Below are 11107 nucleotides of genomic sequence, written 5' to 3' on the forward strand. Positions count from 1 at the left end.
GCCACGCCCAGCCCGGTGGCCTCGCCGGCTGCCTCGCGGCCACCGGTCCTGCCGCCGGTGACGTTCCTGCCGGTCCAGCCGGGCTGCGCCAAGGACTGGACCGTCAACCCGCCGCTGATCCCGATCGAGGTCGTGCCCGGCGCCGGCAAGCTCACCGTGACCTGGCCCCGCCAGTACGACTCCGGCTATCGGATCACCGCGGTCAAGCAGCCGCTGGTGTCCGGCAACCAACCGGCCTACACCTGGCAGAACGTGCCCGCGGGCACCGGCTGCACCGTCACGGCCACGATCACCGGGCTCAAGAAGGGCGTGCCCTACATCGTCTGGCTGGATGCGCCCAACACCGGGCACGAGCTGGACGGCACCCGGCACCCGTACAGCGGCCGCTCCGGGGTCGTCTACCCGCGGTGAAGGTTTAAGCTGCAACGATGACCACGATGCCGGCCGCGTTCATCGGCCACGGCAACCCGATGAACGCGCTCGAGACCAACCGCTACACCCAGGCGTGGCGGGCCTTCGGCGCGTCGGTGCCGAGGCCCCGGGCGATCCTGGTGGTGTCGGCGCACTGGTACATCAACGCGACCGCGGTCACCGCCATGCCGCGGCCCCGCACGATCCACGACTTCTTCGGCTTCCCGCAGCAGCTCTTCGACGTCGACTACCCGGCGCCGGGCCTGCCCGCCCTGGCCGAGGAGGTCAGCGACATCGTCAAGCCGACCTGGGTCGGCGCCGACATCGACTCCTGGGGCATCGACCACGGCACCTGGTCGGTGCTCGTGCACGCCTTCCCGGACGCCGACATCCCGGTCACCCAGCTCTCGATCAACGCCGACCGCGGCTTCGACTACCACTTGGAACTGGGCGCGAAACTGGCCCCGCTGCGCGAATCGGGCGTGCTGATCCTGGGCAGCGGCAACGTCGTGCACAACCTCGGCGGCGTGAACCGCGACATGCCGGACGCGGGCTTCGACTGGGCGCAACGCTTCGACTCCGACGCCAAGGAGACGATGCTGGACGACCCGCTCAACGCGGCCCGGCTGGACGCCCACCGCGACTTCCGGCACGCGGTGCCGACCCCGGACCACTTCCTCCCACTGCTCTACCTGGCCGGCCTGGCGGGCGCGAGCGGCGAGGGCACGGACGTGCTGGTCGACGGGTACGCGTACGGCAGCCTGTCGATGACGGCGTACACGCTGGGCCTGCCGGCCGCCACCCCATCGACGGACACCACCGCGGCCGCGGCGATCCCGGCCGGCCTGCCCGCCGACGGCGTCAACATCTAGGCGCTCTTCTCGTAGATGATCTCCAGCCCGTCTTCGTCGTCCCACTGCTCGCCGACCTCGGTGAAGCCGTACTGCGCGACGAGCCCCAGCGAGGCGACGTTGTCCGGGCTGATCGTCACCCGCACGGTCCGGACCTCGGGGTCGGCGGCGCTCCGGGCCAGCAACGCCTCGAACGCGGCCCGGGCATAACCCTGCCGCCGGTACGCGGGATCAACGGCGTAACCGATCTCGACCAGGCCGGCGGCGTCGGGCCGGGAATGGAAACCGGCCCGCCCGACGGCCAGCTGCCGCCGCTCGTCCCAGATGACGCCGGTGACCCATTCGGCCTCGGCGGGATCCTGCTCGACCTGATCGCGGCGCCGCTCCCAGACACCGCGGTTCTCCGGCCCGGCGAGAAACTCCGACAGCGGGACCGGGCTGACGGCCTGCGCCGCAGCTAGATCGCCGGCGGCGAGCGCCGCAAACACCGGCCCCGAAAGATGAACGATCCGAACGTGCTGTCCCGTGGTCTCCACGGGAAGATCCTGGCACCGGTCAGGCGGCGGTGGTGTTGCGGCCGCTCCATTTGGCGGCGTACAGGCGGTCGTCGGCTGCTCGGAACAGGGCGTCGCCCGTCATGCCCGCAGACCATGTCGCCACGCCCACGCTCACCGTCAGGCGGACCTCCGGCAGGATCGTCGCCGCGGCCACCGCGGTGCGGATGCGTTCTGCCACCTCGCGGCCCGTCGTGCCGTCGCCCTGGAGGAAGACCACGAACTCGTCGCCCGCGTATCGGACCGCCTCGTCGCCGGTGCGGCAGTGGGCGCGCAGGATCGTCGCCACCTCGCGCAGGGCTCGGTCGCCCGCGCTGTGCGAGTACGCGTCGTTCACCGCCTTGAAGTGGTCCAGGTCGATGAGCAGCACCGTCAGCGGCCGCGCCCCCGAGGCCCGGTCCACGTCCTCGATCAGCAGGTCGAAGCGGCGCCGGTTGCCCAGCCCGGTCAGCGGGTCGAGCAGGATCTCGCGTTCCGCTCGGGCCCGGGCCGCCTCGGCCTCTTCGCGCTGGCCGGCCTGTCGCAGCATCGCCAGCCGTTGCAGTCGCAGCCGCCACAGCTCGCGCATCTGGCCCTCGACCGTCTCGAACAGGTCGCGGCTGGACTGGCAGTCCTCGATCTCCAGGGCGGTCAGGGCCAGTTCGAAGCGGATGATCGGTCGTTCGTCGGGGCGGGAGCCGTGTTCGCTGAGCTCGCGGGCGGCGATGAACTCGCGGCGGGCCTCGTGCGGGAAGCCGTGCGCCCGCAGGCTGATGCCCAGGGCCAGGTGCGCCATCCGGGCGTACTGGTGGGTGCCGCCGCCGCGCAGCGGCATGATCGCCTCGCGGGCCAGCTTTTCGGCCACTGTGGTCTCGCCCAGCTTGGCCAGGGCCAGGGCGTGCACGGCGGTCGCGTGCACGTCGGGCTGGGAGTCCAGGCGGTGCCGGGTGATCTCGGCGCTGCGGCGCAGCTTGCTGCGGGCCTCCTCGGCCCGGCCGACGTGCGACAGCCGCAGTCCCCAGTAGAGCAAGGTCACCGCGTGCACCAGGTCGAACGACGTCGAGCGGTTCGGCGAGTCCGAGGCGCACAGCTGGTCGTACGCCGTCGCCGCCGTCTCGTACATCTCCGCGGCGGTGGCGGCCTCGGCGAACGAGCACATCGCCGAGCGGTGCCGGTCCGTGCCCGCCGGGCCCGCGTTCAGCAGGGCGCCGGCCCGGGCCAGGTGTTGCATGCAGTCGACGTAGTGGCCGCGCAGCAGGTGCAGCTGGGCCAGGTCGCAGCGGGCCTTGGCCTCGCTGAGCAGGGAACCGGCGGTGCGCAGCAGTTCCTCGCCGAGCGCGGTGCCCTCCACGAGCTGACCCATGGCCAGCAGCGCGTACATCTTTCCCTGGATCAGGAACCGGGCCGTCCGGTCGTCGCTGACCGTCCGGGCGATCGTCAGGAAGGCGTCGGCCGCCGCGACAGCTTCGTACGCCTGCCCGTCGTTCGCCATCCGGTGCACCTGCAGGGCGAGCAGATGGAGCGGCCCGTACACGGTCACCGGCACCGGCAACCGTCGGTCCCCCGAGATCCAGTCCGCCATCTGCCCAGTATCAGCCGTTCCGGGCGTTAGTAAATCCACCGGACCGATAGGCCTGCATTCGGCTGCGCCGATGGCCACCGATGTCGATCACTTTGCCTGCACTGTCCTGTTTGTGCCACCGGCGGATGCGGAATGTCTGCGTAAGGTGACGGTATGGCGTACGCCGCGACAGGTCGGCGCAGGGCTGCCATCTGGGCCCTGGCCGTCGAGTTGCTGCTCGCCGCCGGTGCGATCACCGCGGGCACGCTGCGCCAGCCGTCACTGGGTGCGGACTATGTCGACATCGACGAGGTCGCCGCCCTGCCGGTGGAGCCGGCCACCGGGTCGTACACGTGGGACTGCGGGCGCAACGAGAACGGCCATCGCAACAGCAGCAACATCGTCGTGACGCCGGGCAAGGCCGGGCCGGTGCACCATCTGCACGACTTCTTCGGCAACCTGTCCGTTGATGTCGGCAGCACGGTGAAGACTCTGGCCGGCGGCGGCACCACCTGCACCAACGGCGACGAATCAAGCTACTACTGGCCGGTGCTGCGCACCTTCGGCCCGCGGGACGGTCCGCACGGCGGGGCCGTGCAGGTCCCGGTCCGGGTCAGCTTCGCTTTCCACGGCAACCCGCGGGGGCCGGTCCTGGCGATGCCCCGGCTGCTGCGGGGAGAGGTGGGGGACGCGTACGCGGTGACGAACGGTGGCGCCCGGGCCGCCGCGGTCTGGAGTTGTTCCGGCAGTCCCGAGCGCCGCAGTCTGCGATACGTCGTCTGTCCCCGCGGTGAGCAGGTGCTGCGGGTCTTCGACTTCCCGAGCTGCTGGGACGGCCGGCGGGTGGACAGCAACGACCACCGCCAGCAGCTCGTCCTCGCTTCACCCGGGGGCGGCTGTCCGATCTCGACCTTCGCGGTGCCGCGGCTGCTGATCGTCGTCGCTTACGCCATCGTGCCGGGCACCCGGTACCGGATCGACTCGTTCGACGCGCAGCGGCACAGTGCGCTGACCGATCACGCGTTCTTCGTCAATCTGATGCCGGATGCCCTGATGAACGAGGTCGTACGGTGCCTGAACGCCGCTCGCAGCTGTCAGTAGCCGGGGTCGGCGGGGGCGTCGCCACCGGCGTCACCGGAGTTCGCGGTGCCACCGGTCCCGCCGGCGGACTCGGGCAGCGCCCCGGTCTTGCCGCCCTTCGGGTTGACCGCGAACCAGGTGCCCTTGACGCCCTGACCCAGGATGTCGCCCGGCTTGGCGTCCTTGGCGAAGTAGTACACCGGCCAGCCGTTGATGGTCACCTGGCAGGTCCCGTCCGCGCGCTCGACGTACCCCAGGATCTTGGGGTTGATGCCCTTCGGGAAGATCTTGCCGGGCGACTTGATCAGCAGCGGCGGCCAGGCCTTGGCGCAGTCGCCGTTGCAGGTGGCCTTCGGCGGCTTGTTGCTGTCCTCGTCGAAGCGGTAGAGCGTGCGCCCGGCGCCGTCGGTGACGTAGGTGCCGATGACCGGGTTCTCCGCGGTGTTGAGCTCGACCGTCTTGCTGCCCTTACGGATGCTCTTGGGCGGGGTGATGTCCTGGTCGGACGCACCACTGAAGATCTTGACCCACTTCTGGGTCTTGGCGACGGTCGGCTCGGGGATCGGCTCAGATGACCGGTCCGGGGTCTCGGCGGCCAGTTCGGCCTGCTCCGGCGCCGTGCTGGGCTCGGGCGGCACCGCCGGCGCGGCGGGCGTCTCGCCCTCCGCGGCCACGAATCGCACTTCGGTCGGGGTGGTGCCGGCCGGTGCGCACGCGGCGAGACCGAACGCGCTGGTCAGCGCCAGGACGGCGATGGTGATGCGGCTGCGCTTCATGATTCCCCCTGTGGGTGAGCCGGTACGCCATCCACACGACTGCGGGCCGGATCCGGTTCAGCGGGAAATTGTTCTGAACCGATCCGGCCCACCGGCACGTGTGAGGGGAGTCAGACCGACGAAACGGGGGTCGAGGGTGGCCGGGCACGCGCTCCGTCCGGCCGGCCTCGGCGTGGTAACCGCCGTCACCGGGGGGAAGAAATGCCGGGGTTGAGGCTCCAACGTCGCCGGGAGGTGGCCGATGAGGCGCTGGTCAGATCGTTGTTCTCGGAGCACGGGGCGGCGATGCTCGCGTACGCGACGCAGCTGACCCGGGACCGGGCCGCCGCCGAGGACGTGGTCCAGGAGGCCCTGGTCCGCGCCTGGCGACATCCGGACAGTCTGGTCAACGGCAAGGGCTCGGTACGCGGCTGGCTGCTCACCGTGGTCCGCAACATCGTCACCGATCAGATCCGCGCCCGTAACGCCCGCGCCCCCGAGGTGCGCGAGTCGCCGGTCGAGGTGGCGGTCTCCGGTGACCACGCGGAGCAGGTGGTCAACTCGGTGGTGGTGATCGACGCGCTCAGCCGGCTCTCGGCCGAGCACCGCGAAGTGCTGGAGCAGGTCTATCTGCTCGGCAGCACGGTCGCGGAGGCGGCGAAGGCGCTGGGCATTCCGCCCGGCACCGTCAAGTCGCGTTCCTTTTATGCCCTGCGGGCACTACGCGAGCTCCGGTCGCTGAGCGCAGCCGGAACGGAACGGTCTGCCTCATGACGACGAATCACGTGGACCTCGCCGGCTATCTGACGAAGTCACTGGACGCGGAGCAGGTACGCCTGGTCGAGGAGCATCTCGCCGGCTGCGCCGAGTGCCGCGCCGAGGTGGAATCACTGCGGGAGTGGACGATGGCACTCGAGGCCGTGCCCGAGGCGATGCTGCTGGACGGGCCGCCCGAGGGCGGTGACCTGTTGCTGCAGCGCACGCTGCGGCAGATCCGGGACGAGTCGGCCGGGAGGCGGCATCGGCGGACGGCGCTGGTGAGTGCCGCCGCGGCCGTGGTCGTCGCCGCCGCGATCGCCTCCGGGGTGGTGGTGGGCCGGAGCACTGCTGATCCGGGCGCGCCGATCGCGTTGCCGACTCCGTCGCAGGCGGAGCAGACCACCATTCCCGGCACGAAGACTGCGACCGCGGTGGACGCCGGCACCGGCGCGCGGATCACCGTCGCGGTGGCCCCGGCGCCGGGCTGGGTGCGGATCAAGGCCGCGGTCGCCGGGATCCCGGCGGGGGAGCGGTGCCGGCTCGAGGTGGTCGCCCGCAACGGCACGGTGGTGCTGGCCGGCAGCTGGGTGGTCTCCGAGAAGGGCGCGGAAGAGGGCACCACGCTGGACGGCAGTGCGCTGGTCGCCCCGGCCGACGTGGCCTCGGTCCGGGTGGTGACGGAGAAGGGCAAGCAGTACACGAGTGCCGCTGTCTGAGCCGGCGGACGTCAGCCCCAGGGCGCGTGGATGATCTTCTCCACTTCGATGGTGAGGATCACCCGCACCTGGTCCCGGCCGCCGAACCACGGGTACGGCCCGCCGATGTACTTCTGGGCCAGCTCCTCGATGTGCTCGGCGCCGCCCTTGGGCGAGATGTCGACGACCCGGCCGCGGACGGAGAAGTAGTTCGACACGTCGTCCGGGTCGGCCACGGTCACGGCGACCCGGGGATCACGCTCGACGTTCCTGACCTTCTGGTAGCCCTCGACGGTGTTGATCACGATGTGCTCGCCGTCCGTGCCGACCCAGGTCTGGGTGAGCTGCGGTGAGCCGTCCGGCATGGTGGTGGCGATGAAGCACGGGCTGGGCTTGCCGAGCAGGTCGAGCAGCCCGGCGGGCAGGGAGGTCATGGATCAACAGTACGGTCGGTGTATCGGGACAGCCCGTCGATGAGCATGTCGAGGCCGAACTCGAAGCGCTCGTCGCCCGAGCCGGCGGTCAGCGTCGCGGCGTGCGCCCGGATGTTGGGGAACCGGTCGGCCGGCAGGTTGGTGTAGTAGTCGGTCAGCTGGCCGACGAAGGTGTCGAAGTACTCGCGGGTGCTCTGGCCGTCGGTCAGGTTCTGCTGGTGCAGCGAGTTCTCGTAGGCGTCGGCGACGATGTAGAGGAACAGCCGGTCCAGTGACCAGGCCGCCACCTGCGGCGGGACGCCTCCGGCGAGCATGATGGCCAGCATCGCCTCGGACATCCGCAGCGCGTTCGGCCCGCTGGGCACGGTGGCCAGCGCCGCCCGGGCGATGTCGTTGTATTTCGCCATCAGGGCGTGCCCGCGCCGGCACATCTCCTTGATCTGCTCCTGCCAGTGCTCCGGGTCGGGCGTGAGGACCTCCACCTGACCGCAGATCCGGTCGAACATCAGGTGCAGCAGCTCCTCCTTGTTCGCCACGTGGGCGTACAGGCTGGAGGCGCCGGTGTCGAAGACCGCGGCCAGGCGGCGCATGCTCACCGCCTCGATGCCCTCTTCCAGGACGATCCGCAGCCCGGCGTCGACGATCTCGTCCTGGCTCAGCGGGGCCTTGGCGGGGCGGGGGCGTTTGGGGACGGTGCGCCGCCACGGGGGCAGGGGAAGCTCGCTCATCGGCGTACAGTGTACTTGACGCGAACGGTGTTCGTCGGTAGAACGGTGTTCGACCATAACGAACACTGTTCCGGGGGACGCCGTGCAAGCTGTGCTGGAGAAAGCCGCTGAGACTCCGTACCGATGGCGCTGGGTCGCGTTGTTCGTGATCCTCGCCGTCGAGGTGATGGACCTGCTCGACTCGCTGGTCACCACGATCGCCGGGCCGGTGATCCGGGCCGAGCTGGGCGGCTCGCTCAGCCTGATCCAGTGGCTCGGTGCGGCGTACACCCTGTCCATGGCCATCGGGCTGCTCACCGGCGGCCGGCTCGGTGACATCTACGGCCGGCGCCGGATGTTCGTCATCGGCGCCGTCGGCTTCACGCTCGCCTCGCTGGTCTGCGCGCTCGCCTTCTCGCCCGGGGTGCTGATCGGGGCCCGCGCGGTCCAGGGCCTGTTCGGGGCGGTCATGCTGCCGCAGGGCCTGGGCATGATCAAGCAGATGTTCGCCCCGGCGGAGCAGGCCAAGGCGTTCGGCGCGTTCGGCCCGGTGATGGGTCTGGGCGCGGTCGGCGGCCCGATCCTGGCCGGCTGGCTGGTCGACGCGGACTACTTCGGCACCGGCTGGCGGATGATCTTCCTGATCAACCTGCCGCTCGGCGTCTTCGCCGTGCTCGGCGCGGTCAAGTTCCTGCCCGAGTTCCGCAGCGAGCGCCGCCCCCGGCTGGACGTGGCCGGTGTGCTGCTCGCCGCGGTCGCGGCGTTCCTGCTGCTCTATCCGCTGGTGCAGGGGCGCGAGCTGGACTGGCCGGTCTGGATCTTCGTCATGCTGGCGCTGGGTGTCGCCCTGTTCGGTCTCTTCGGCGTCTACGAGTCGCGTCGCGAACGCCGGGGCCTGGACGCACTGGTGACCCCGACGCTGTTCCGCAAGCGGGCGTTCACCAGCGGCCTGCTGCTGGGCCTGGTCTTCTTCGCCGCGCTGATCGGCACCGGTCTGATCTTCACCCTCTATCTGCAGATCGGGCTCGGCTACTCGCCGCTCAAGGCCGGCCTCACCACGCTGCCGCAGGCGCTCGGCACGGTCGCCGGATTCATCGCGGCCGGTGCGGGACTCAGCGAACGGCTGGGCCGCAAGCTGCTGCTGATCGGGACCGTGATCATGGCGCTCGGCACGGCCGCTGTGGCGGTCACCGTGCAGCTGGCGGGCGCTGAAATCACTCCGTGGCTGCTGATCCCCGCGCTGATCCCGCTGGGCGTGGGCATGGGCCTGGCCATGGCGCCGTTCTTCAACATCGTGCTGGCCGGGGTCGACGACGAGGAGACCGGCTCGGCGTCCGGGGCGCTCACCTCGGTGCAGCAGCTCGGCGGCGCGTTCGGCATCGCGGTGCTCGGCACTGTCTTCTTCGGACTGCTGCCCGGCGCGGTCGCGGACCACGTCGACGCGGCGGGACTACGGCCGGCGCTGACCGCGGCAGCCGTGCCGGCCGAGGCTCAGCCGGCGGCAGTCACCGGCATCCGCGACTGCCTGCGCGACCGGGCGGCCGAGGAGGATCCAGCGGTGCAGCCCGCGTCGTGCCGCGCGGCGCAGGGGGCGGCCGCGCCGGAGATCGGAGGGTACGCCGAACAGGCGGTGCACGCCGGCTTCCGGGACACCACCGTGCGCAGCCTGCTGGTGGCGCTGGCGCTGCTGATGCTCGCGTTCGGGCTGTCGTTCCTGCTGCCCCGGCACGCGCGACCGGAGGACGGTCACTGACGGACGGCCACGGCCGGGGGGCGGGGCCGGGTGTGTGAACGCACCCAAAGCGCCGCCCCCACCATGGCGGGGGAAAACTGGTCAGCCAGCACCCCGGCCAGGTGCGGTCCGCCCCAGTCCAGGTGGTACGTCGCCGGGTCGGTCAGGTCGATGACGAACGGTTCCACCACCGCCCGCGCCACGAAGAAGAGTCCGATGATCCACAGGAGGACGACGCCGATTCGCTTCATGTCCTCGACGCTAGGAGCCCGGGTGGCGGCGGGACACCGTGCTAGCCGTACCTCTGGTGCTCAGATCGTCGGGAGCCCCGCCGCCTGCCAGGCCTTGAAGCCGCCGTCGAGATCGGTGGCCCGCAGCAGGCCGAGATCCTGCAGTGCCGCCGCGGCCAGGCTGCTCGTGTAGCCCTCCTGGCAGGTCACGATGACCTCGAGGTCGTAGCGGGTGAAGGACAGCCGGGCGTCGCTGCGGGGGTCGAGGCGCCATTCCAGCACGTTGCGCTCGATGATGACCGCGCCGGGGATCTCGCCGTGCTCAGCCCGCTGGGCGGCCGGGCGGATGTCCACCAGTACGGCGCCACGGCCCACGGCCCGGTACGTCTCGTGCGGGCCGAGCCGGACCAGCCGGGCCCGGGCGCCGGCCAGCAGCTCGTCGATGCTCCGGGCGCCCTCGGGGGCGGTGGCGAAGGAGGGTGCGCTGCGCAGCAGGGGAGTGCTCACCACTGGGCTCCGGCTCGCTCGATGGTGACGACGTCCAGCCCGGCGGCGCCGATCCGGTAGCGCGTCATGGTGGTCAGGGCCGGGCCGTACGCGTGGATGCTGATCGCGGGCCGGTTGGAGCGGTTGGTGATCCGGTGGATGTGCCGGGTGCCGAACCGGCGGCCGGCGCCCTCGCCCAGCTCGCGGGCGGTGATCCGGGGTGAGCCGTCCGCGCCCGTGGCGACGGTGTCCTCGGTGAGGGCCCCGGAGAAGACGTAGAACGCGCCGGCCGAGCCGCCGTGGTCGTGCAGGTCCGTGCCCTGCCCGGGTAGCCAGGTCAGCAGCCACACCTCGTGGTCCGGTTCCTGGGCCAGCCGGTGGTACCACCGGTCGACCGCGTTGAAGCGGGGCGCGACGGGCCAGGAGTCCGGGTCGGCGGCGTACCGGGTGGCGGTGGCGAGATGGTCGAGGCGGATGTCGACGACGGTCACTGCAGCTCCTCGCTTTGCATATATTGCCTATCAGTTCTATAGGTTTACCGCCACAGTACGGCCGGGAGGGGGCGACGCGCGGGAAGAACCCAGAAACTGGCCCTCAGGCCGGGAACGTGTTGCTCAGGGGGCGCGAAAAGCGCAGATCAGCGGGGACAGCGCGCGCTGGCGCACCGCGCCAGGTCGATCACCCGGCGGGCCGTGAGGGGAATACCCTGCCGCTGCATGCGCCCATCGTGGTCGGCCACCCGGGCACAAATCAAACCTGTACCACCATGCGGGAACGGGGGATGCTCCTATGGATGTGAAGCGGCTAGTTCAAGATCGTTTGAGGTGATGATCTGGTAGAGCTCGCGGGCGACGTAGCGCTTGAGGCACCGGA

The 11107-nt window shown here is 70.9% G+C and carries 14 protein-coding genes; 6 read left to right on the forward strand and 8 right to left on the reverse strand.

Going from position 1 to position 11107, the window contains the following annotated elements:
• A partial coding sequence (locus AB0C29_RS16675; protein WP_360821034.1) for a hypothetical protein occupies positions 1 to 411 on the forward strand: 411 nt, incomplete at its 5' end.
• 17 nt (positions 412 to 428) lie between these two features.
• Positions 429 to 1283 (forward strand): 4,5-DOPA dioxygenase extradiol, encoded by an 855-nt coding sequence (ygiD, locus tag AB0C29_RS16680; RefSeq protein WP_360551116.1) that lies wholly within the window; start codon positions 429 to 431, stop codon positions 1281 to 1283.
• Here the strand turns inward: ygiD and AB0C29_RS16685 are convergent.
• Both AB0C29_RS16685 and AB0C29_RS16690 read right to left on the reverse strand, forming a co-directional pair.
• Complete coding sequence (locus AB0C29_RS16685) at positions 1280 to 1750, reverse strand: GNAT family N-acetyltransferase (RefSeq protein WP_360821036.1); 471 nt, start codon at positions 1748 to 1750, stop codon at positions 1280 to 1282. The genes ygiD and AB0C29_RS16685 overlap by 4 nt on opposite strands.
• 67 nt (positions 1751 to 1817) lie before the next feature.
• On the reverse strand, positions 1818 to 3377 hold the full coding sequence (locus AB0C29_RS16690) for a GGDEF domain-containing protein (protein WP_360821038.1): 1560 nt from the start codon (positions 3375 to 3377) through the stop codon (positions 1818 to 1820).
• 153 nt (positions 3378 to 3530) lie between these two features.
• Here AB0C29_RS16690 and AB0C29_RS16695 point away from each other — a divergent pair, with 153 nt between their 5' ends.
• Positions 3531 to 4457: a DUF1996 domain-containing protein gene (locus tag AB0C29_RS16695; RefSeq protein ID WP_360821040.1), complete on the forward strand. Its 927-nt coding sequence runs from the start codon at positions 3531 to 3533 to the stop codon at positions 4455 to 4457.
• Here the strand turns inward: AB0C29_RS16695 and AB0C29_RS16700 are convergent.
• Complete coding sequence (locus AB0C29_RS16700) at positions 4451 to 5212, reverse strand: hypothetical protein (protein WP_360821042.1); 762 nt, start codon at positions 5210 to 5212, stop codon at positions 4451 to 4453. The genes AB0C29_RS16695 and AB0C29_RS16700 overlap by 7 nt on opposite strands.
• 201 nt (positions 5213 to 5413) lie before the next feature.
• Here AB0C29_RS16700 and AB0C29_RS16705 point away from each other — a divergent pair, with 201 nt between their 5' ends.
• Together AB0C29_RS16705 and AB0C29_RS16710 are read left to right on the forward strand one after the other, a co-directional pair.
• Positions 5414 to 5965: a sigma-70 family RNA polymerase sigma factor gene (locus AB0C29_RS16705; RefSeq protein WP_307857958.1), complete on the forward strand. Its 552-nt coding sequence runs from the start codon at positions 5414 to 5416 to the stop codon at positions 5963 to 5965.
• On the forward strand, positions 5962 to 6666 hold the full coding sequence (locus tag AB0C29_RS16710) for a zf-HC2 domain-containing protein (protein ID WP_360821044.1): 705 nt from the start codon (positions 5962 to 5964) through the stop codon (positions 6664 to 6666). The genes AB0C29_RS16705 and AB0C29_RS16710 overlap by 4 nt, the downstream gene beginning before the upstream one ends.
• Before the next feature lie 11 nt (positions 6667 to 6677).
• On the opposite strand, the gene AB0C29_RS16715 is transcribed toward AB0C29_RS16710, so the two are convergent.
• Positions 6678 to 7079 (reverse strand): PPOX class F420-dependent oxidoreductase, encoded by a 402-nt coding sequence (locus tag AB0C29_RS16715; protein ID WP_360821046.1) that lies wholly within the window; start codon positions 7077 to 7079, stop codon positions 6678 to 6680.
• Positions 7076 to 7807, reverse strand: coding sequence for a TetR/AcrR family transcriptional regulator (locus AB0C29_RS16720; RefSeq protein WP_360821048.1), 732 nt, complete (start codon positions 7805 to 7807; stop codon positions 7076 to 7078). Before AB0C29_RS16720 ends, AB0C29_RS16715 begins: the two co-directional genes overlap by 4 nt.
• A gap of 91 nt (positions 7808 to 7898) precedes the next feature.
• Between AB0C29_RS16720 and AB0C29_RS16725 the strand changes: the two genes are divergently transcribed.
• Positions 7899 to 9539 (forward strand): MFS transporter, encoded by a 1641-nt coding sequence (locus AB0C29_RS16725; RefSeq protein WP_360821050.1) that lies wholly within the window; start codon positions 7899 to 7901, stop codon positions 9537 to 9539.
• Here AB0C29_RS16725 and AB0C29_RS16730 read toward each other — a convergent pair.
• The 3 genes from AB0C29_RS16730 to AB0C29_RS16740 are packed head-to-tail and all read right to left on the reverse strand — an operon-like array spanning position 9533 to position 10725.
• Positions 9533 to 9769, reverse strand: coding sequence for a hypothetical protein (locus AB0C29_RS16730; RefSeq protein WP_360821052.1), 237 nt, complete (start codon positions 9767 to 9769; stop codon positions 9533 to 9535). The genes AB0C29_RS16725 and AB0C29_RS16730 overlap by 7 nt on opposite strands.
• 60 nt (positions 9770 to 9829) lie before the next feature.
• Positions 9830 to 10255 carry a rhodanese-like domain-containing protein gene (locus AB0C29_RS16735; RefSeq protein WP_360821054.1) on the reverse strand — a complete coding sequence of 142 codons (426 nt, stop codon included), beginning with the start codon at positions 10253 to 10255 and terminating at the stop codon, positions 9830 to 9832.
• Entirely contained in the window at positions 10252 to 10725 is a 474-nt protein-coding gene (locus AB0C29_RS16740; RefSeq protein WP_360821056.1) for a cysteine dioxygenase family protein, read from the reverse strand. The genes AB0C29_RS16735 and AB0C29_RS16740 overlap by 4 nt, the downstream gene beginning before the upstream one ends.
• Positions 10726 to 11107 lie beyond the last annotated feature (382 nt).

The sequence above is a fragment of the Actinoplanes sp. NPDC048791 genome, from assembly GCF_040650095.1.
Taxonomy (GTDB): domain Bacteria; phylum Actinomycetota; class Actinomycetes; order Mycobacteriales; family Micromonosporaceae; genus Actinoplanes.

Excerpts from the sequence above, each read along its gene's own strand:
- ygiD (WP_360551116.1), top strand. The coding sequence starts at position 429 with ATGACCACGATGCCGGCCGCGTTCATCGGCCACGGCAACCCGATGAAC.
- AB0C29_RS16690 (WP_360821038.1), bottom strand. The coding sequence starts at position 3,377 with ATGGCGGACTGGATCTCGGGGGACCGACGGTTGCCGGTGCCGGTGACC.
- AB0C29_RS16695 (WP_360821040.1), top strand. The coding sequence starts at position 3,531 with ATGGCGTACGCCGCGACAGGTCGGCGCAGGGCTGCCATCTGGGCCCTG.
- AB0C29_RS16700 (WP_360821042.1), bottom strand. The coding sequence starts at position 5,212 with ATGAAGCGCAGCCGCATCACCATCGCCGTCCTGGCGCTGACCAGCGCG.
- AB0C29_RS16705 (WP_307857958.1), top strand. The coding sequence starts at position 5,414 with ATGCCGGGGTTGAGGCTCCAACGTCGCCGGGAGGTGGCCGATGAGGCG.
- AB0C29_RS16710 (WP_360821044.1), top strand. The coding sequence starts at position 5,962 with ATGACGACGAATCACGTGGACCTCGCCGGCTATCTGACGAAGTCACTG.
- AB0C29_RS16715 (WP_360821046.1), bottom strand. The coding sequence starts at position 7,079 with ATGACCTCCCTGCCCGCCGGGCTGCTCGACCTGCTCGGCAAGCCCAGC.
- AB0C29_RS16720 (WP_360821048.1), bottom strand. The coding sequence starts at position 7,807 with ATGAGCGAGCTTCCCCTGCCCCCGTGGCGGCGCACCGTCCCCAAACGC.
- AB0C29_RS16730 (WP_360821052.1), bottom strand. The coding sequence starts at position 9,769 with ATGAAGCGAATCGGCGTCGTCCTCCTGTGGATCATCGGACTCTTCTTC.